The sequence below is a fragment of the Tsuneonella suprasediminis genome, assembly GCF_003605755.1.
Classification (GTDB): domain Bacteria; phylum Pseudomonadota; class Alphaproteobacteria; order Sphingomonadales; family Sphingomonadaceae; genus Tsuneonella; species Tsuneonella suprasediminis.
The window spans coordinates 22,904-44,048 of sequence record NZ_RAHJ01000003.1; the positions used below are offsets into that span (position 1 = coordinate 22,904).

Genomic DNA, 21,145 nt, shown 5'->3' on the forward strand with positions numbered 1-21,145 from the left:
TATGGGCCGGGGCCGGGTCACTTCGATCGATGTTGCGGAGGCGGCGGGTGTCAGTCAGTCGACCGTCAGCCGCGCGCTGGCCGGATCGCCCGCGATCACGCCGGAAACCCGCATGCGGGTGGAACAGGCCGCGCGGGCGCTGGGCTATCACGTCGACGCCCGCGCCGCGCGGCTTCGCAGCGGCCGCACCGGTACGCTGGCGATCGTAGTGGTCGGACGCAGCGGATACGATCCCACACGGGTCAGCGCATTTCACTATGCCCTGCTGGGCAGCACCTGCGCCGCAGCGGCGGAGCGCGGGTATCAGTCGCTCGTCTCGTTCCAGTCGGAGGCGGAGCATTATTCGTGGAACTTCGTCGCCAGCGGTCAGGCAGACGGGCTGGTGGTGATGGGCACCAGCGTCAACCGCGCCGCATGGGCCGATCTGCGCCAGACCGAGCTGCAGGGGCCGAGCGTGTTCTGGGGCGATCCGTTCGACGACGGGCGCTGGGTCCGCGCCGACAATCGCGGCGGGGCGCAACTGGCGGTGAACCGCCTGATCGCGGCAGGGCACAAACGCATCGCTTTCGTCGGCACGGTCGATGCGATCCACCCGCAATTCGCAGAACGATACGAAGGGTATCGCATCGCGCTGGAACAGGCCGGGCTGGAGCCGGGCAAACCGGTCCCCGCAGAGGGCGACGACCGCGTCGCCGCCGGCCGCGCCGCGGCGATCACGGTGATGGAGCAATCCGACCGCCCCGATGCGATCTTCGCCGCGAACGACGCCATCGCGCTGGGCGTGCTGGAACAGCTTTCGCGCATGGGCTTTACCGTGCCCGACGATATCGGCGTGATCGGGTTCGACGGGCTGGCGGCAGGCGAACACGCGCACCCGCCGCTGACCACGATAGAGCCGGACTTTGCCGAAGCGGGCCGCGTACTGGTCGCCCATGTCTGCGCCGAAACCGACGACGAAGCCCGCGAAGCCGCCCGCCGCGTACCCGTGCGCCTGGTGGAGCGCCGCAGTGTGCGGCCGGTGCAGCTGTCCTGACGTCGGTCGGGCCGAGGGTGCAGGTGCGGCCCAAAGCCCCCACCATTCGGCATTGCGAGCATAGCTGAGCAATCGATGGCGAGAAGGTTCTGCCCATCGCGGCGGATGTGGCCGGGGCGAGGGCGGTCGATGGATTGCCACGTCGTCTGCGGCTCCTCGCAATGACGAGGGGGCGGCGGTGCGCGCGATAGTACTGGCCTACCATCGGCAGTGCGACCTTACCTTCGAACCAAACCCACTCCGTGCCTTCGTGCCTTCGTGTGACACCTCCACCCAACGCCTCCGCCCATCGCGGCGCTTATGGCCGGGACGCGAGGGTGGTCCGTGGATTGCCACGTCGCCTGCGGCTCCTCGCAATGACGAGGGGGGAGGGAGGGCCGCCCGCCGCAACGTCACCCCGGACCTGATCCGGGGTCCAGCTTCGCCTTGCAGCGTTGCGTTTAAGAAAAGCTGGGCCCCGGCTCAGGGGCCGGGGCGACGGGGTGGGCAGACTGGCCCTTTCCTTCCCTTCAGGTCACCACGTTCCTCACCCAGTCGTCATTGCGAGCGCAGCGAAGCAATTCATGACCTGAGGGCGCAGTCTATCGCGCCGGTAATGGCCGGGACGCGAGGGTGGCCCCTGGATTGCCACGTCGCCTGCGGCTCCTCGCAATGACGAGTGGAGGGGATACGCGCGATAGCATTGATCAACCATCGGCAGCGCGTCCTCTGCTCCTGAACCCAGCCCACTCCGTGCCTTCGTGCCTTCGTGTGACAAGCTTCCACCCGACGCCCCCTCCCATCGCGGCGGTAGTGGCCGGGGCGAGGGCGACCCGGTGTTGCTCCCGGCTTACCGCAATGATGTTCCGATATGGCACGGCGGCTAAAATGGGGTTTTGATTTCTTTATTCGTGCCTACCTGCGCGCCCGACAACGTTCCCTCTTCGAAGGTTTTGGCCCCGTGATATCTCTCCGTTCGTCCGTTTCCTGCCTTGCCGCACTGGGTCTGGCGCTGTCTGCCAGCCCGATTCTGGCGTCTTCGGACATGGTGGCGGGCACCGATGTGCTGCGGACGTGGAACCTCGTGGTGCTGGGCGATCTGACCTCTTCGTCGGAAGTGGAAGGGCGCACGTTCGTTGGCGGCAATCTCGATGGCAATGCCTCGAATTACCAGATCAGCCCTACGGTCGATTCCGGCACCGGTACGCCGGGCCTGACAGTGGTCGGCGATGTCAACGGCGGGTATAAGAACCTCAACAACGGTTCGGGCGCGGTCGTTGGCGGCAATGTGAACAGCGGGCTGAACCTCAACGGCAATCCGCAGACGGTTCTCGTCGGTGGTTCGATCAGCAACACCAACGTCAACAACAACACCGTCACTTCGGGCCTTGCTGCGTCGGACCCCGGCTTCGTACAGAATCTCACTCAGCAAAAGAGCCTGATCGAAACCTCGATGGGCAACCTCAGCTATTCGCTGAGCACGCTGGACAGCAACAGCACGCTGAGCATCAATGGCAATCGCGGCACGTTCAACGCTCAGCCGGGTGCCGATGGCGTGGCGGTGTTCAACATCACGTCCGCCGATCTCGACAAGATTGGCGAAATTCAGTTCAATCTGAATGGTGCGGACACCGCGATCGTCAACGTGTCCGGCCCGTCGATCAGGCTCGACGATAATTTCCTGGGCGGCACCAACAATCTGGGCGAAAACGTTATCTGGAACTTCCCCGACGCGGAAAACCTGTCGCTGACCACGGCATGGGGCGGTTCGGTGCTGGCACCGAAGGCCGATGCCCAAACCCGCAATTATATTCAGGGTTCGGCGGTGTTCGGCAATCTGAAGCAAGACGGCGAAATGCACGTGGGCACGTACAACGGCGGCTATAACCCGCCGTCCAACCCCAACCCGCCGACCGGATCGAGCAGCAGTTCATCAGGCGGAACCGCCGTTCCCGAACCGGGAATGATGGGGCTGTTCGGGCTGGCCGTGCTGTCGCTGGTGTTCTGGCGTCGCCGCAAGGTCGCACAGGCCTGACATTCCCGGTGGCTCCGGGCCGCGTTCGGCCGCTCGTTCAGTGAGCCGCCTGTTCAGAACGCCACTCCCCCGCCACTCGTCATTGCGAGCGTAGCGAAGCAAGCCATTGCCTGAGGCCTCCGCCCATCGCGGCGGTTGTTGCGGGGGCAAGGACGGCCCGTGGATTGCCACGTCGCCTTACGGCTCCTCGCAATGACGAGGGGGTGGGGGCGCGCGATGGTATCGGCCAGCCATCGGCAGTGCGCCCTTACCCCCGAACCAAACCCACTCCGTGCCTTCGTGTGACACCCTGTCACCCAATGCCTCCGCCCATCGCGGCGGATGTGGCCGGGGCAAGGGCGGTCCGTGGATTGCCACGTCGCCTGCGGCTCCTCGCAATGACGAGGGGAGGGGACGAGGGAGGATGAGGGAGGGGAGCGCCCGCTGCGACGTCACCCCGGACTTGATCCGGGGTCCAGCTTCGCCTTGCAGCGTTGCGTTTGAAGAAAAGCTGGGCCCCGGCTCGGGGGCCGGGGCGACGGGTTGTTGGGTTGCGTGCTGCCCTCAGGGTGCAGTCCCCTTAGGGAGCCGCCTGCCCAAAAACCCGCCACTCCCCCGCCACTCGTCATTGCGAGCGTAGCGAAGCAAGCCATTGCCTGAGCGTTCCGCCCATCGCGGCGGATGTGGCCGGGGCAAGGGCGGTCCGTGGATTGCCACGTCGCCTGCGGCTCCTCGCAATGACGAGGGGAGGGGGGGCGCGATGGTATTGCCAACCAACCATCGGCAGTGCGCCCTTACCTCCGCACCAAACCCACTCCGTGCCTTCGTGCCTTCGTGTGACACCCTGTCACCCAACGCCTCCGCCCATCGCAACGGCGGTGGCGGGGGCGAGGGCGGTCCATGGATTGCCACGTCGCCTTACGGCTCCTCGCAATGACGAGGGGGTGGGGGCGCGCGATGGTATCGGCCAGCCATCGGCAGTGCGCCCTTACCCCCGAACCAAACCCACTCCGTGCCTTCGTGCCTTCGTGTGACAAGCTTCCACCCGACACCCCCTCCCAGCGCGGCGGGGGTGGCCGGGGCGCTGCGCCAACGCCGCTACCGGCGAACCTCAAAACACGTTCGACAGTACCAGGAACGCGGCGGAGGACAGCAGCGCAGCGGCGGGCAGGGTGATGATCCATGCCATCGCGATCGGCTTCATCAGGCCCCAGTTGGCCTGTTTGTTGACCAGCCCGATGCCCAGTACCGATCCGATCAGGATATGCGTGCTCGATACCGGCAGGCCGAATGCCGATGCCATCATCACCACCGCCGCGGCGGACAGCTCTGCGGAAAAGCCAGAGGCGGGGTGCATCGTAGTGAGGTTGTGGCCCACGGTGCGGATCACTTCCTTGCCGATGAACCACAGCCCGGCGATCAGCGCGACGCCGAATGTTATCATCGCCGCGGCGGGGACGGCGGCTTGCGAGCCGACATCGCCGGTGCGCAACACATCGATAATCGCCGCGAACGGGCCGATGGCGTTGGCGATGTCGTTCGCGCCGTGGCTGAAGGCGAAGCCCGATGCCGTGAACACCTGCATCCAGCTGAACATCAGGAATGTCGAGCGGTCGAGCGAATTGCCCTTCAGCGTTTTGGCGAAAATGAATGTCGCCATCCACACCGCCGCCGCGACCATGCCCATGATCAGGTAATTGTTCAGCGTGGTCAGCCCAAGGTGCATGTGTTTCAGCCCCTTGAACAACAGCATCGATGTGATGATCGCCGCGCCGATGGCGGCGATGACCGGCACCCAGTTCTGCAACGCGCGATAGGCGGCCAGCGAATCCCGCTGGCTGCGGATATCGTGCAGTTTGCGATAGTAATCCGATTCCAGCTCTTCTTTCGAAAACTCTTCTTCGCCCAGCATGATCTGCGCGTCGCGGATCATGGTGTTGGTGTAGGAAATCTGCTGCAATTCGTTCAGCCGTTCGAACGCGCTCTTGTGCTCTTCGTTCAGCTTGCGGCGTTCCTGTTTGAAGCTGACGATCCGCTCGTTCATCTTCTCGTTGTATTGCAGGATGTGCTTCTTGATCTGGAAAAACAGGCCATACGACACCAGCCCGCCCAATATGGGGGACAGCACCCACGATAGCGCGATGGTCCCGATCTGGTCCCAGTGCACCAGTGCGAACGCGCCGCTGCCGCCGCTGACGATATAGCCCAGCGTGATCGAACTGCCGACGATCCCGCCGATGATCGAATGGGTGGTCGATACCGGCCAGCCGCGCCTGCTGGCGAACATCAGCCACAATGCCGCGGCCAGCAGAGCCGACATCATGATATAGACGAACTGCATCGGTTCGAACTGCACCGCCGACAGATCGACGATGCCGCTGCGGATCGTGTCGGTCACTTCGCCGCCCGCGATCACCGCGCCGCTCACTTCGAATACCGCCGCGACCAGCAGCGCCTGTCTGATCGTCAGCGTTCCGGCGCCGACGCTGGTGCCGAACGAATTGGCGACATCGTTGCCGCCGATGTTGAAGGCCATGAAAATGCCGAACAGCGTCGCCAGCACGAAAATCGTGACGTTGCTGTGATTGGTGTAGCCGAGGCCCCACACCAGAAACCACGCCGATACCCCGGCCAGCAATACTGCGAATGCCATGCCGGTGCGCGACAGTCCCAAACCATCGCCAGTCCCCAAACCTTCGCCAGCAGATGCGGGACCGGTCGCGGTTGTCGAAGCCTGCATAAATTAACTGCCCCATTTACCCTGTTAACACTCGATTGAGCGGGTAATCGCGGGGTATGACTGTGCTGTGACAGGATATTGGCGCGTTACATGGCAGGTTATGCCTTTCGTCCGGTGAATAGTCACCGGGCTGGGGGATTATTGCAGGTTTAACAATGCCTTGCCCGCCCCATATCGAGGTGAAGGGGGTGGTGAAAAGGCAGGTGAAACGGGTGTCGTTTCGATCCTCCGTCAGCGGGTGGCGACCGCGTCCCGCGCATCGAGCCAGCGGGCCAATGCGACTCCGCCAGTGATCAGAAACGGCACCAGCACGAAAGAAAGCGTCACTTTCGCAAGGACCTGGCCGATCAGCAGGTCGCGAATCGCGAACTCGCCATAGAATGCCAGTGTGATGAAAATCACCGAATCGAGCGCCTGACTCAGCGCACTCGCCACCGCGCCGCGCACCATCAGCGACACCGTGCCCCCGTTGCCGGTCCCCCGAAGGCGCGAAAATATCCACACGTTCAGCAGCAACGAAACGATGTAAGCCGCCGGCCCCGCCATCCATACCCGCCAGAGCTGAGAATTGACCCGCTCAAACGCCGCCAGATCGTCGGCCCGGAATTGCAGCATTTCCACCGAAGCGGGCAGTTTGAGCACGAGCTGCATCAGCATCGATGCAATGAGCAGCGGAATAAAACCCCACCAAACCAGCTTGTTAGCCAGCGATCGGCCATAGAGTTGCGCCACCGTGCTCGATATCACGACCAGGATCAGGAACGAGAAAATCCCTGCTTCCACCGCCAGGCTGCTGGGCCACAACCGCACCTGTTTGAACGCCAGCATCCCCGCCAGCACAGTCATCCCGCCATACAGAAGAAGATAGACGAACAGCGCGCGGGGAATCGGCGGACTTTGCGGCTCGGCATGGGAAGTCTCTGTCATGGCGGCAGGATTTGGCACTGTGCGTCCCAAAAGGGAAGCCGTGCAGATGTCCCCTTGCGCGTTTGACTGTGGAGACCGAAAAGGCCAGAGCGCTCAGTGTAATATTCCGGTTTCACCCGCAACCGCATGGGAGGCTCATGCCGCCAGTCCTTGCCAGCCTGCTCGGGATCGTTGCGATCCTGGCAATCGCCTTCCTTCTTTCCAACGGCAAACGCCGCATCCGCATCCGCATTGTCGGGGCTGCATTCGCACTGCAGGCTTTGCTGGCTTTCCTTGTATTAAGAACACCTTGGGGCGTCGCGACGATCAAGGGAATGGCGGGCGGTGTGGCGGCTCTGCTCAGTTACGCCAACGAAGGCACTGCGTTTCTTTTCGGAGCGGACAATCCGATGAAGAACACCTTCGCACTCGGCGCCCTGCCGGTCATCATCTTCTTCGCGTCGCTGGTTTCGATTCTCTATCACCTTGGAATCATGCAGCGTATTGTGCGCTGGGTTGGCGGGGCGATCGGTTGGGTGACCGGGGTCAGCCGGGTCGAAGCGTTAGGCGCGGCGGCCAATATCTTTGTCGGCCAGTCGGAAAGCCCGCTGGTGGTGCGTCCCTATCTCGCGGGACTTGCGCCGAGCCGCCTTTTCACGCTGATGACAGTCGGCATGGCCGGGGTCGCGGGCACGATTCTGGCGGCATACGCCGGGTTGCTGGGCGAAGAATACCTGCCTTTTCTGCTGGCTGCGGCGTTCATGTCGGCACCGGGCGGGATCCTGATGGCCAAGATCATCATGCCCGACGAACACGAACCATCCGCCGCCGCGGAAGGGGAAATCGACCTCCCACGTTCGCGCATCAGCGCCGAAGGCCCCGCCGCTTTGGTGGAAGGGGGCAAACCGGCCGAAGTGACGATGGCGGAAACCTTCGAGGAAGGGCAACGCCCGGCCAACCTGATCGAAGCCGCCGCGCAAGGCGCACAGACCGGCGTGAAGCTGGCCGTGGCCGTCGGCGCGATGTTGCTGGCCTTTGTCGCTCTGGTCGCGCTGGCCAATGGCTTCCTGGGCTGGGTCGGTCATCTGTTCGGGCAGGAAGGCTGGAGTTTTCAGGCCGCTATCGGTCGAATCTTCGCTCCGGTGATGTTTCTGATCGGGATCCCGTGGGATCAGGCATCGGCTGCGGGCGGGTTGTTCGGCACCAAAGTCGTGCTCAACGAATTCGTGGCCTTTATCGATCTGGGCCAGATGGGGGCGGACGTGCTGAACGACCGCAGCCGTGCGATTATTACTTTCGCATTGTGCGGCTTTGCGAATTTCTCTTCGATTGCGATCCAGATGGCCGTGACGGGCGGTCTGGCCCCCGATCAACGCCCTGTAATCGCCAAGCTGGGCCTGCGCGCGCTTGCCGCAGGCTCGCTCGCCAATCTGATGAGCGCGGCGCTGGCCGGGCTGTTCCTTCCTTACTGAGAACCAAGATAATGCCTGATATCGCCACAGTTTCGATTGCCCGCCCGCTGAACGAAGTGTCCGAAGAAATCGGCAAAAGTTTCGAGGAATATGGTTTTGCGGTCATTCGCGACCACGGCATCCCGGCGGACCTGATCGCGAGGGCGGAAGAACTGTCAAAAGCGTTCTTCGCTTTGCCTGACGATGTGAAGCGCGCCTATTTCATCGCGGGCGGCGGCGGCGCGCGGGGCTATACCCCGTTCGGCACTGAGCGAGCCAAAGACGCCGAAGTCCATGATCTGAAAGAGTTCTGGCACATCGGTCGCAGCTTGCCCGAAGTGCATCCGCTGGCAGAATATATGCCGCCCAATATCTGGCCGACCGAAATCGCCCATTTCCGCGAAACTTTCGAAGCGTTGTATGCCGCGTTCGAAAAGGCGGGCGCGCGGGTGCTGGAGGCGATTGCGCTTCACCTCGGCCTGCCGCGCGAATGGTTTGCCGCCACTGTGGAGGATGGCAATTCGGTGATGCGCCTGCTCCACTATCCGCCGCTGACCGGCGCTGATGCGGAGGGTGCCATTCGTGCCGCGGCGCATGGCGATATCAACACGATCACTCTTTTGCTGGGCGCTGAAGAGGCCGGTCTGCAATTGCTGACGAAGGAAGGGGAATGGAAAGCCATTGCCGTTCCCGAAGGGGCGCTGGTCATCAATATCGGCGATATGCTCGACCGTCTGACCAATGGCAAATTGCGTTCGACCACCCACCGCGTCGTCAATCCGCACGGCGAGGCGGCCTATCGCAGCCGGTTCTCAATGCCGTTCTTCCTGCATTTCCGGCCCGATTTCACAATCGAGACGCTGGAAAGCTGCATCGATCCCGCTGCGCCGGAGGATCACCCCGCCCCGATTTCGAGCCACGAATTCCTGCTTCAGCGCCTGCGGGAAATTAATCTCGCCTGAGAAGGCGGTGACGAAAACTGTCCGATATTGCGATATTTTTTATCGCGCTGAACCCCGACCGTTGCAGAAATGCCGCAGTAGGTCGTAAACCTATCGGGCGGCCAAGTGGTGAGGGCAACTATAATTCCCTGCGCCCTATATGGGTAGAATAATATTCCCGTACTGGCGCCGTATGCGGCGAATGATTGCGTGGACGGTTAATTTCCGCCGCAGTGTGTCTTTGTGTCACTCGACCGTCACAAAAAGCTCGTTAAGGGGTTCCCGACCAACGGCGACTCAATCGCCAAACGGCCAGAAGAACACAAGCATACCAAGTCTTGGGATCACTCAAATCAATCTGGTTCAGGGGAACTTTTCCATGAAGACCTTCCTTCTCCGCAGCACCGCACTGGTCGCACTTGCGATCCCTGCGGTTGCCCACGCCCAGTCGACGGGCTCGGTCGACTTCGACGATTCGGCTATTGTTGTTTCGGGTGTTCGCGCAACCGACGTTGCCGGGGTCGAAGTTCCCGACAGCCCGAAAGCCAAGCAGGTTCTCGACAAGGAACTCATCCGTCGTCAGGTTCCTGGCCAGACGGTTAACGATATCGTCAATCTCGTTCCGGGCGTCAGCTTCCAGAACAACGACCCTTGGGGCTCGTCGGGCGGCAGCTTCACGATCCGTGGCTTCACCTCAGACCGTATTTCGCAGACGGTCGACGGTATTCCGCTGAACGATTCAGGTAACTACGCTCTCTACACCAACCAGCAGGTTGACCCCGAAGTTCTCGAGCAGGTCAATGTGAACCTGGGCGTTACCGACGTTGACAGCCCGACCGCATCGGCAGTTGGTGGCACCATCAACTTGCGTACCCGCACGCCGAGCGACACCTTCAAGATCACCGCTTCGATGACCTATGGCGATGTTCTTGCGAACGATCGTCAGCGCAGCCGCCCCTACATGCGCGGTTTCGCGATGATCGACACCGGCGACATCACCGGCTTCGGTACCAAGGGTTTCGTTTCAGCGAGCTACACCCGCTACGACAACCCGTTCAACAACTACTCGCGCGTTGACAAGAAGCAGTTCAACGCCCGTCTGTGGCAGGACATCGGCAGCAATGGCGACTTCGTTGCTGTTGCCGGCCACTACAACGAAAACCGCAACAACTTCTTCGGTTCGTTCGGTCTGCCGAGCTTCCCGACAACCCGTGCGGATCGTTTCTACGACATCGAATGGCCGTGCACCGTCGACACGGCAGAGGCAGGCGTAGCTGACGAACCAAACAGCTGCGGCACCGCGTTCGAGCGTCGTTTCAACCCGTCGAACACCGGCAACATCCGTGGCGCGAGCCGTTTCACCCTGACCGATGGTCTGGTCCTGACAGTCGACCCGAGCTACCAGTATGTGAAGGCCAACGGCGGCGGCACCACCACCGGTTATGAATATGGCCGGACCTATAACGGTGAAACCAGCTACGGCTACTTCAGCGGTAAGCCGTACACCGGCGTGGACCTGAACGGCGACGGCGACCTGCTTGATGCAGTCACCATCCTGCAGCCGAGTCAGACCCGCACCAACCGTTATGGCGTAATCGCAAACCTCGCTTACGAGCTGAACGCAGACCACAGCGTTCGTCTCAGCTACACTCACGATTATGCGAACCACCGCCAGACCGGCCAGATTGGCTATCTGTTGCCGAATGGCAGCCCGGTAGACGTTTTCCCGATCAACAACCCGATCCTCGATGCCGATGGCAATCCGCTGCAGAAGCGCGATCGTCTTTCGCTCGCGATCCTCGATCAGGTTTCGGGCGAATACCGCGGTCACTTCGGTAACCTGACTGCTGTTCTGGGCCTGCGCGCTCCGTTCTTTACGCGTGAACTGAACCAGAACTGCTTCACCACTACAGGTAACTCCAACCAGGGTTACGTGGATTGCGTGTATGGCGCTTCGGCAGATGCATATGCTGCTGCAAAACCTTACAGCTACGACGCCACCACCAACAAGGCGTCAGGCGCCGCTCTGCCGCAGTCGCGCACATACAAGTACGACGCGATCCTGCCGACTGTCGGCTTCGTGTATGACATGGGCGCGACTTCGGTTGCGTTCAACTACGCACAGGGCCTGTCGGTACCGGGCACCGATCCGCTGTACGCATCGCTCTATTACCCGGTCGATGCGCCGGGCGTGCAGCCGGTTCCTGAAAAGACCGACAGCTTCGACCTGAGCCTGCGTTACAAGACCGGCAATCTGCAGGCGGCGTTGACCGGTTGGTATACCAAGTACAAGAATCGCCTCGCCAACGCTTACGATCCTGAACTCGATCAGACCGTGACGCGTAACCTCGGCGCGGTGGACAAGTACGGTATCGACGGTTCGGTCGCTTATAAGCCGACTTCGAATACCACCCTGTACGTGTTCGGTTCGTGGAACCACTCGAACATCAAGGATAACCTTGAAGGCGGCAACTGCACGAGCAAGATGGTCACCAGCGGGCAGTATGGCTGTGCGGTTGCAGGCGATGCATACGCGATCCTCACCGGTGGCAAGCAGGAAGCCGGTACGCCGGAATTCATGATCGGTGGCCGTGCACAAGCCGATCTGGGCAATCTGAGCGTGGGCGCGCAGGTGAAGTACACCGGCAAGCGTTATGTCAACAGTGAAAACCTGCCGATCTTTGCTGCGGTTAAGAACGATGCAGGCGACACGGTCGATTACACTCAGGTCTATGGTGCTCAGGTTGGCGGCTATACGCTGGTTGATCTCGACGTTCGTTACAAGATTGCTGAATCGCCCACTGGCGGCGACGTGGCAATTCAGCTGAACGTTTCCAACCTGTTCGACGAGCTTTTTGTTGGCGGTTTCGGCGGCCAGAGCGATCGCTACAGCTCGCCGTTCGTTCAGATCGGCCCGCCGCGCGCAGCCAGCATTTCGCTGCTGTTCGGCTACTAAGCTGATCGCTTCGAACCTTTTGGTTCGATGCACCAAACATCGCGGCGGCGCTCCGGCAACGGGGCGCCGCCGTTGGTTTGTGCGGGGCCGAGGAACGCGGTAGCTTTGTCGGGCGTTCGGGTTGGCGAGGATCATGGAGCAGCAAGGTAACTTTTCCAGCGCATCGCGCCGCCCGCGCCCCGCAATGCTGGTGGCGATCGTGCTGTTCCATGTGGTGGCGATTTATCTGCTGGCTCGCGCGTTTGCGCCGGACTTTACCGCTTCGGTCGAACGCAGTGTAGTGACAACTTTCACAGTGATTGTCGAAACGAAGGACACGCCTCCCCCTGCCACGCCGGAATCGGATGCCGGTGCACAGGTTGCGGAAGGCAAGAAGGCCGTGCCCAAGCCGACCACGGCACCAACCCCGAAAGTGGCGATCCGGCCAACCGCTCCGGAGCCCAAAGCCACCTCGACAGGTACGGCAGATAGTTCCGGCGCGAAGAATTCCGGCACCGGAACGGGCGCTGGCGGGCAGGGGGCTGGAACCGGCAGCGGCAATGGCGGAACTGGACAGGGCGGCGGTATCGCAACCAAGCCGGTGAAGATCGCCGGTGACATCAACAATGCGCGCGATTTCCCTATCCCGCCCGGCGGCAGGCAGGCGCGCCTTGGCACCGAAGTGATCGTGCGGGTTGTCGTGGGCACAGACGGTCGGGCGAGCAATTGTTCGGTCTATAAACCCAGTCCCGACCCGGAAGCCGATGCAATCGTCTGCCGTCTGGTGGTGGAGCGTTTGCGCTTCAAACCGGCGACTGACAGCGCGGGCAATCCCGTGGCAGCGCCATATTACTGGCGGCAAAGGTGGTTCTGACCTGTTGCCAATATTGCCATAGTCAAGGCAGTGGTAACTATCGTTGTTCTATGCAAGGCGGCTGAACAGCACCGATCGTCTGGAGTAACCTTTGTGGCCGAGGGCCTGATCCAACCCGTTATCCTGTGTGGTGGCAGCGGCACCCGCCTGTGGCCGCGCAGCCGCAAGGATTATCCCAAGCCGTTTCTCCCGTTGGTTGGTGAGCGCACTTTGTTCGAGGCAACGCTGGATCGTTGCGCCGATCCGCAGCAGTTCGCTTCGCCCATCGTTGTGGCGGGGGAGGCGCATGTTCATCATATTCTGGCACAGTCGGGGGACGATGCGACACTGATCGTCGAACCGGCAGCGAAGAATACCGCGCCTGCCATCGCTCTGGCAGCGGCGCATTTGCCGCCGGACACGGTGATGCTGGTGTGCCCCAGCGACCACCATATTGCCGACGATGCCGCTTTCATTGCAGCGGCGCAGTCTGCCGTTCGTCTGGCACGACAAAACTGGATGGTTGCATTCGGCATCACACCCGATTCACCGGAAACCGGCTATGGCTATATCCTGCGCGGCGAAGCGATAGACGGCGGCCACCGTATCGCCCGGTTTGTTGAGAAGCCCGATCGGGCACGGGCGGAGGAATTCCTAACTGACGGCGGATATAGCTGGAACGGCGGAATTTTCGCGTTTGGTGCGGGCGCTTTCTTATCTGAACTGGCAACCCATCGCCCGGAAATGGCCGAGGCGGTGCAGCGTTCTGTGGTCGATGCATCGCGCGAAGGCTCGATTCTGCGACCCGCTGCGAACCCTTTTGCGGAGATTGTCGCAGAATCGGTCGACTATGCGGTGATGGAGAATACCGACAATGCCGCTGTGGTGCCTGCCGATATGGGCTGGTCCGATATCGGAAGCTGGAAAGCCTTGCGCGATGTGCGCCCTCACGATGCCAATGGGAATGCAGTTATCGGGGCAGGCGAGCTGATCGATTGCTGCAACGTGATGGTCGAAACCGATGGCCCCCGTGTGTCGGTAATCGGTTTGCAGGACGTGATCGTCGTCGTCGATGGCGATGAAGTCATGGTGACGACTGCCGCCGGATCGCAGAAAGTCGGCACATTGAAAGGCGCCGTGAACCAGTGACGGCAAGTTGTATCCTGCCTGTTCGCATGATCGACAAGGTGTGGGGTGTGGATCGACTGCCTCCGCCCTTCGCAACGCCCGATGGGCGGCGCATTGGCGAAATATGGTTCGATCCGCCGCCGGAACTGGCCAGGCTGCTGGTCAAATACCTTTTCACCAGCGAAAAACTGTCGGTTCAGGTTCATCCGTCGGCCGCCGACGGGCAGCAAGGCAAGGAAGAATGCTGGCTGGTCATTTCGGCAGAGCCGGGCGCGAAACTTGCCATCGGCTTTGTGCAGCCCATCACACCGGACGAAATGCGGGCGGCTGCACTCGATGGTTCGATTGAGGGACTGCTGGACTGGCAGGATGTATCGGCGGGCGATTTTATCTATCTGCCCGCCGGAACCGTACATGCCATCGGCGCAGGGCTGACTCTGATCGAAGTGCAGCAGAATGCGGACATCACCTATCGCTTGTTCGACTATGGCCGTCCGCGTGAATTGCATCTGGATCAGGCCATCGCCGTCGCGAATGGCAGCCCGCACGATCCTGCGCTGAGGCGGCGGGTGTCGCAGAAGCAATCGGCATCGCTGGTCGATGGTCCGCACTTCCGCCTCGACTGGCTCGTTGGCAAGCCTGATGCCGATATTGCGGCCCGCTATAACGATGCGCCGGTTATCATCATCCCATTGACATGCGCGATTGAGATCGGCGGTACACAAGTCGCCCCCGGTTCCTGTGCATCCGCAGACAGATTGTCAGCGGTTCGCTTTGCGCCCGATGGAAAGGCGCTGGTCGCACAACCGCTTTAGGCCGCCTAAACGAACAGCCCTTCGATTTCCGGCTTGCCATATGGCTTTTTAAGCAGCGCCTGCGCCCCGTATTCTTCGATGGTGTCCGCCAGTTCGCCATACCCGGTGGCCAGCACGAACGGGATACCGTCATCGCGCAGCCGCTTCGCCACCGCTTCGGACGATTCGTTGCCCAGATTGTAATCGAGAATGGCGAAGTCGGGCGGATCGGCATTGATCGAATCTATCGCTGTCGCGACGTTGCCTGCGGTGGTTACGATCGTGACGCCCAAAGCCCGCAAGCTGTCTTCGGTATCCATCGCGATAATCATGCTGTCTTCCACAACCAGCACATGGCGGGGGATTTGCCCCGTTTGTTTGGCGGTGGCCCGCTGGGTAATCTCTTCCAGTCTGCGGGTATCGGGAGTGCGCGGCGCATCGGAGAGATAGCGTTGCGGAATGACGAAACGAGCCTCCACGCCTGACAGTTTGAAGCTGATCTTTGCTTCGCCTTTCAGTTCGTAGGGGATCGATCGTTCGATGATGGTCGATCCGAATCCCCGTCTTTGCGGCGCTCTCACCGGTGGCCCGCCGCGTTCGGTCCAGTCGAGCGCCAGATCGCCCTGCTTGTCGTGCGATAACGCGATGCGAATGCGCCCGCTGCTGTCGCACAGAGCGCCGTATTTGACCGAATTGGTCATCATCTCATGAATCACCAGCGCCATTACCGTATAGGCTTCGGGAGCGATCAGGACATCGCTGCCTTCGATGTCCAGTCGGCCTTCTTTCCCGCCGAGATAGGCAATCGCCTCGTCCTCGATCAGTTCGGTCAGCGATGCAGCGGACCAGTGCCCTTTGGTGATATGATCGTGCGCTGTCGCCAGCGCCGAGATACGTCCGCCGATCAGGCCGGAGAAGCTCTCGATATCGGTCGCTTCCTGTCGCGTCTGGCTGACGAGGCTGCGGATCAGGTTGAGGATGTTGCGGACCCTGTGGTTAAGCTCTGCGATCAGCAGATCCTGCTGTTCCTGAGCGCGTGTCCGTTCCTGCACGGCTTCGTCGGTCAGGCGCAGGATCACTTCCAGCAGAGTGACGCGCAGCGATTCTGCGATCTGCTGCTCTTCCTCTGTCCATTCGCCGCTGCGCCCGTGGACAGATTGCTGCCATGCCTCGAAGCTTTTTCGCGGTGTGAGGCGGGCCCCGTTCGGGCCGTATTCTATCGCCTTTTCGGGGTTACCAGCCCATGTGACTGTCTGTGGCAATTCGCGCCGCCACAGCACGAAATAATCGCGCGGGCGGCGCGATACGGGTACCACCATCGCGCCAGCGGCGGTTTCCACGAAAGCCTGCGCCGCCGGTATCCTGCTGGCGAGTTCGTTGCTGGCGAACACGCGACTGGTCGATCCCGAATTCAGGGCGGGCAACAAGGCGCGGAATTGCTCTTCGCCGGGGGCATGGCCGCGCGCGCGATACAGTCCGTCGACATATATGCTGACGCCGTCATGCGGCACGGTCTCTCCGATAACGGCATCGAGCGTGGGAAGCGCTTCGGCCAGATCGACCCCGCCGGCCAGTCGCGCCATCAGCCGGTCGTGCAGCTCGCGCCCTCTGGTGGACAGCCGACTGCCCGCATCGGTCATCATCCTGTCCAGCAACAGCGAAAACAGCTGGCTGAACAGTTCGGCAACGGTCCTCAGTGAAAATGGCAGGACGCGAGGGGAGTAGTGATGACACGCAAACAGGCCCCATAACTTGCCGCGCACTACGATGGAGATCGATAGCGATGCTTCAACCCCCATATTCCGCAAGTATTCGATATGGATGGGGGAAACGGCACGCAATGTGGACAGCGACAGGTCGAGCGGCGCCCCTTCGAGGCTGACTTCGGGCACGATGGGCACCGGTTCGGCATTGACGTCGCTAATGATGCGGAACGGGTTACGTAGATAAAGTGCGCGGGCCTGAGCCGGGATATCGGTTTTGGGATACCGCAAGCCGAAGAAGCTTTCGAGATGGGGCTCGCGTGCTTCAGCGATTACTTCGCCCGACTGGTCGGCATGAAATTTGTACACCATCACCCGGTCGAAGCCGAGCAGTCGCTTCATCTGGTCGGTTGCCTCGCGGCAGATCGCCTGAACGTCGCCGGTGGCCTCCAGATCGTGCATGATCGCCCGCAAGGTGCCGACATGGCTGCTGAATCCGGCTTGATCGTGAGGTTCGAACTCGATCACTGTCAGTGTACCGGAACTATGTACGGCCACATCGAACAAGGGGCCACCATCGACGAGTTGAAGCCCGAATACCCGTTCGACCGCATCGGTTCCGCGCAGCATATTCAACGCGGTTCGCAATTGCCCGATGGCATCGGGGCGGAACAGTTCGCCAAGCTGGATGCCCGGCGCGATCGGGGCGTCGTTATCCAATATCGCGTTGAAGTTGGCGGAATGATGCGCGACCATCCAGTCACCATTCACAGCGACGAGGGCGCCAAACGGCTGAATCCGGCCCAGAATATGGATCGGTTCGCGGTCGCAATTTGTCAGATCGACAGTATCCGGCGGGGCGTTCATGCGATTTCTCTGGTGGCTGTCGCTGCGGATGAGAAACACGCAAACACGGATCGCGCCGCTGCGATTGAAGCGGCAAGCTGAGCAGTGCTTTTCGCCGGGTTAGCGAGATGTGGGCGGATCGCTTTGAAAAATGCGGGCATGGCCGGATCGGCTAGAAACGCGGCAGGAAACTGGGGCGATGAACGGCGCAGGTCTGCCAAAATCGAGCGGTTGCCCATCGATGACCCTGCAATCGCCCACACCACACCGCCAACCCCGTCTCTCGGCGCATCGAAAGTGCTCTGCGGCGAAGCGGAGGTTGAGTGACCGAGCTCAGCCAGATCGGTGTCGATCAATGCCAGCTGCGCGGGTGGGCGCATATCCTTTGATGCGTTCTCCGCCAGCCACGCTTCGATCGGAGCGCGCGCTTCACGCTGGATTTGTAGGAATCGCGCGTATCCACTTGCGCTGGAAAGATCGAGCGCACTGATGATGGTGTCGAGCGTTTCGTGATCTGACCAGGTGGACTGGCGCAATGACTGGCGCAAGGATAGCGGGCGATTTTCGTCTGTCAGGCGTGGTCCCCAGGCAATCGGGTCGCGCGATTTTTAAGGCCCCACATAAGCAGGAGCGATACGCGACCCATCAATCGCTCCACCGACCCCCAATGCCCAACCCCCCGCAATCGTTCCAGAAAAAAATAATATTTAACGGATATTTGATGGCGGGGTCTGGTCGATTTCAACATGCCACCGAAATCAGAACCGCCGGTGAAATTAAGGGGCGTATTGTGGCGGAAGTCGAAGATTGTGCAGCGATGCACTGTCTGGCCGAACCGGTGAGGATGCCTGTCGCGAAGGATTCTGCACAGCCGATGGTATTGGCCGATAGGCCGAATGGTCGGCGGATAAGCGCCGTTATCTTGCCATTCACTCGTGTGCGCCTACATTCACCTGCGAAAGGACATCTTTTGCCATGAATGACGACAAGGACCCCCGCGATCCCGAATCGGGCGGCCCCAATCCGCTGATGAAAAACCTGTTCGTTTGGGGCGGGATTTTTCTGGCGCTGATGCTGGCGGTGTCGCTGTTCGGTCAGGCCGGCCAGCCGGCGGGCAAGACGATGCTATATTCCGATTTTCGTGAGGCTGTGACCGAAGGGTCGGTGAAACAGGTCGCTGTGTCGCCGGACAAGATTACGGGCACGCTGAAAAATGGCGAATCGTTTGTCACGACGCCAATCGCCAACGATACCGAACTGCCCAAGTTGCTCGACAGCGCGGGTGTCGAATATTCAGGCAAGCAGCCGGAACAACCCAATGTCCTGCTCTATCTGCTTATTCAGTCTCTGCCGTTCATCCTGATCCTGGGCATCGCGTTTTTCGCGCTGCGTCAGGTGCAGAAGGGCGGCGGCGGCGGCGCGATGGGCTTCGGCAAGTCGAAGGCCAAAATGCTGACGGAAAAGCAGGGCAAAGTCACATTCGACGATGTCGCCGGGATCGACGAAGCGCGCGAGGAATTGGAAGAAATTGTTGAATTTCTGAAAGACCCGAGCCGCTTCTCCAAACTGGGCGGGCAGATCCCGAAAGGCGCGCTGCTGGTGGGTTCGCCGGGTACTGGTAAAACCTTGCTGGCCCGCGCGATCGCAGGCGAAGCGGGTGTGCCGTTCTTCACCATCTCCGGCTCCGATTTCGTCGAAATGTTCGTCGGCGTTGGTGCGAGCCGTGTGCGCGACATGTTCGAACAGGCGAAGAAGAATGCACCGTGCATCGTCTTCATCGACGAAATCGACGCAGTCGGGCGCCATCGTGGACATGGCCTGGGTAATTCGAACGACGAACGCGAACAGACGCTCAACCAGTTGCTGGTGGAGATGGACGGGTTCGAAGCGAACGAAGGCATCATCATCATCGCGGCCACCAACCGCCCCGATGTGCTTGACCCCGCGCTGTTGCGCCCCGGCCGTTTCGACCGGCAGGTCGTGGTGCCGGTGCCCGATATCGAAGGGCGCGAGAAAATCCTTGCCGTGCATATGAAGAAAGTGCCGCTGGCGCCCGACGTCAACAGCCGCACGATCGCGCGCGGTACGCCGGGCTTCTCCGGCGCGGATCTTGCCAACCTCGTCAACGAAGCGGCTCTGCTCGCTGCGCGCCGTAACAAGCGACTGGTGGCGATGCAGGAATTCGAAGATGCCAAGGACAAGGTCATGATGGGCAGCGAACGCCGCTCTATGGTCATGACCGACGACGAGAAGAAAATGACTGCCTATCACGAGGCAGGGCATGCTCTCGTCAGCCTTAACGAACCGGCGAGCGATCCGATTCACAAGGCCACGATCATCCCGCGCGGGCGTGCGCTGGGTATGGTGATGCGTCTGCCCGAACGGGATAACTACTCGTATCATCGCGACAAGATGCACGCCGACCTTGCTGTCAGCATGGGCGGGCGCGTGGCAGAAGAGATCATCTTCGGTCACGACAAGGTATCGTCCGGCGCGTCTTCCGACATCCAGTATGCCACCAGTCTGGCACGCAACATGGTCACCAAATGGGGCATGAGCGACAAGCTCGGCCCGCTCCAGTACGAGGAACAGCAGGAAGGCTACCTCGGCATGGGTGGCAGCGCGCGGACGATGGGTTCGGATGAAACGAACAAGCTGATCGACGCCGAAATCAAGAGTCTGGTGGAAGGCGCACACAAGCGGGCAACCGAAATCCTGAAGGATCAGGAAGACAAGCTGCACCTGCTGGCGCAGGCAATGCTCGAATTTGAAACGCTCACAGGTGACGAGATCAAGGAACTGCTCGATAGCGGTTCGATCGACCGGCCCGATGCCCCGGCAACGCCCACTCCGCGCCCGGTGCACGGCTCCGCCATTCCGAAGGCAGGCAAGCGTTTCGGTGGTGAAGGCGGGGCGGCTCCGCAAGGCGCCTGAGCCAGCGCTCCCATATCGAAAGGGGCGTCGGAGCGATCCGGCGCCCCTTTGCTTTTGCGCCGGGGGCTACTTGCTCGCCAGCTTGCGCTCTATTGCGGTCCATAGCGCGGCATAGGCGCGGGTGACCGATGCTGTAGGGGCAAATGCGCCCACAGGCTGGCGACGCACAGCGCACTGTTCCGCCGCGCTGGCATAGGGGATCGCTGGCCAGCCCGGATGTGCGGCGCGCACGTCCTTGTGCAGCGCCCGGCGCAGGTCGAGCATCGACAGCACAGGCAGGATCGGGGGATGGGGCCGCGCGTGTGCCGCCACCTCTTTCGCCACCAGCTCGAACGCGCGGGAGGATAGCGGCGATGGCGGCAACGGCACGATCACCAGATCCGCTGCGCGCATCACCTGTGCGCTGGTTTCGCCCAGAATGGGTGGGCAATCGATCACAATGCGGTCGTAGCGTTTGCTGAGTTGCGCGGCGAGCTTAGCAATCCGCTTGCGCTTGCCAATAGACAGCAGCTGGACTTCCAGTGCGCGAATCGATTCATCTGCCGGCAGCAGATCGAGGTTGGCGATGTCGGTGTGGCGGATCAGCTTGGCCGGATCTTTGTCGGCGGCGATCACGGTGTCGGCGCGCCTTTTTGCCTTAGGGTCGATGCCTAGCAGATATCCCGCGCCGCCGGCGGCATCGAGATCCCACAGCAGTGTCTTGCGGCACGAAATCGCGGCGGAGCACCACGCGAGGTTTGTGGCCAGGGTGGTCTTCCCGACACCGCCTTTGACGCTGTACACTGCGATAACTGCCATGATCCCTCCAGTTCTGCCGCAGCCGATGTGACAATTCGATTACGCAGCCAAGCCTGTCCCGCAACAGGTCAAGTTCGTGTCATGGGATAT

Annotated in this window: 14 protein-coding genes; 9 read left to right on the top strand and 5 right to left on the bottom strand. The window is 61.3% G+C overall.

The genetic code is table 11. The features are described from left to right. Position 1 precedes the first annotated feature (1 nt). Together D6858_RS00355 and D6858_RS00360 are read left to right on the top strand one after the other, a co-directional pair. The gene (locus D6858_RS00355; RefSeq protein WP_120105932.1) at positions 2 to 1,033 is read left to right on the top strand and encodes a LacI family DNA-binding transcriptional regulator; all 1,032 of its coding nucleotides are present in this window, start codon (positions 2 to 4) and stop codon (positions 1,031 to 1,033) included. A 940-nt stretch (positions 1,034 to 1,973) separates the two neighbouring features. Further along, on the top strand, positions 1,974 to 3,047 hold the full coding sequence (locus tag D6858_RS00360; protein WP_331859776.1) for a choice-of-anchor A family protein: 1,074 nt from the start codon (positions 1,974 to 1,976) through the stop codon (positions 3,045 to 3,047). A 1,090-nt stretch (positions 3,048 to 4,137) separates the two neighbouring features. On the opposite strand, the gene D6858_RS00365 is transcribed toward D6858_RS00360, so the two are convergent. Both D6858_RS00365 and D6858_RS00370 read right to left on the bottom strand, forming a co-directional pair. Beyond that, positions 4,138 to 5,766 (bottom strand): inorganic phosphate transporter, encoded by a 1,629-nt coding sequence (locus D6858_RS00365; RefSeq protein WP_120105937.1) that lies wholly within the window; start codon positions 5,764 to 5,766, stop codon positions 4,138 to 4,140. Positions 5,767 to 5,997: 231 nt separating this feature from the next. Further along, positions 5,998 to 6,693: a queuosine precursor transporter gene (locus D6858_RS00370; protein WP_120105940.1), complete on the bottom strand. Its 696-nt coding sequence runs from the start codon at positions 6,691 to 6,693 to the stop codon at positions 5,998 to 6,000. Positions 6,694 to 6,830: 137 nt separating this feature from the next. Between D6858_RS00370 and D6858_RS00375 the strand changes: the two genes are divergently transcribed. The 6 genes from D6858_RS00375 to D6858_RS00400 all read left to right on the top strand — a co-directional run bounded on the left by D6858_RS00375 (position 6,831) and on the right by D6858_RS00400 (position 14,795). Then, positions 6,831 to 8,144, top strand: coding sequence for a NupC/NupG family nucleoside CNT transporter (locus tag D6858_RS00375; protein ID WP_120105943.1), 1,314 nt, complete (start codon positions 6,831 to 6,833; stop codon positions 8,142 to 8,144). Positions 8,145 to 8,155: 11 nt separating this feature from the next. After that, positions 8,156 to 9,085: an isopenicillin N synthase family dioxygenase gene (locus tag D6858_RS00380; protein WP_120105946.1), complete on the top strand. Its 930-nt coding sequence runs from the start codon at positions 8,156 to 8,158 to the stop codon at positions 9,083 to 9,085. A 358-nt stretch (positions 9,086 to 9,443) separates the two neighbouring features. Further along, on the top strand, positions 9,444 to 12,020 hold the full coding sequence (locus D6858_RS00385; RefSeq protein ID WP_120105949.1) for a TonB-dependent receptor: 2,577 nt from the start codon (positions 9,444 to 9,446) through the stop codon (positions 12,018 to 12,020). Positions 12,021 to 12,153: 133 nt separating this feature from the next. Continuing rightward, positions 12,154 to 12,873, top strand: a complete 720-nt coding sequence (locus D6858_RS00390) for a TonB family protein (protein WP_120105952.1) — start codon at positions 12,154 to 12,156, stop codon at positions 12,871 to 12,873. Between the two features lie 93 nt (positions 12,874 to 12,966). Beyond that, on the top strand, positions 12,967 to 14,001 hold the full coding sequence (locus D6858_RS00395) for a mannose-1-phosphate guanylyltransferase (RefSeq protein ID WP_240623621.1): 1,035 nt from the start codon (positions 12,967 to 12,969) through the stop codon (positions 13,999 to 14,001). A gap of 26 nt (positions 14,002 to 14,027) precedes the next feature. Further along, positions 14,028 to 14,795, top strand: coding sequence for a class I mannose-6-phosphate isomerase (locus D6858_RS00400; protein WP_120105955.1), 768 nt, complete (start codon positions 14,028 to 14,030; stop codon positions 14,793 to 14,795). Between the two features lie 5 nt (positions 14,796 to 14,800). On the opposite strand, the gene D6858_RS00405 is transcribed toward D6858_RS00400, so the two are convergent. Next, on the bottom strand, positions 14,801 to 17,344 hold the full coding sequence (locus tag D6858_RS00405; protein WP_120105958.1) for an HWE histidine kinase domain-containing protein: 2,544 nt from the start codon (positions 17,342 to 17,344) through the stop codon (positions 14,801 to 14,803). Then, entirely contained in the window at positions 17,341 to 17,859 is a 519-nt protein-coding gene (locus D6858_RS00410) for a biliverdin-producing heme oxygenase (RefSeq protein WP_120105960.1), read from the bottom strand. The genes D6858_RS00405 and D6858_RS00410 overlap by 4 nt, the downstream gene beginning before the upstream one ends. 439 nt (positions 17,860 to 18,298) lie before the next feature. Here D6858_RS00410 and ftsH point away from each other — a divergent pair, with 439 nt between their 5' ends. Further along, entirely contained in the window at positions 18,299 to 20,257 is a 1,959-nt protein-coding gene (ftsH, locus tag D6858_RS00415; RefSeq protein ID WP_120105963.1) for an ATP-dependent zinc metalloprotease FtsH, read from the top strand. 66 nt (positions 20,258 to 20,323) lie between these two features. On the opposite strand, the gene D6858_RS00420 is transcribed toward ftsH, so the two are convergent. Further along, positions 20,324 to 21,055, bottom strand: coding sequence for a ParA family protein (locus tag D6858_RS00420; protein WP_120105966.1), 732 nt, complete (start codon positions 21,053 to 21,055; stop codon positions 20,324 to 20,326). Positions 21,056 to 21,145: the final 90 nt, after the last annotated feature.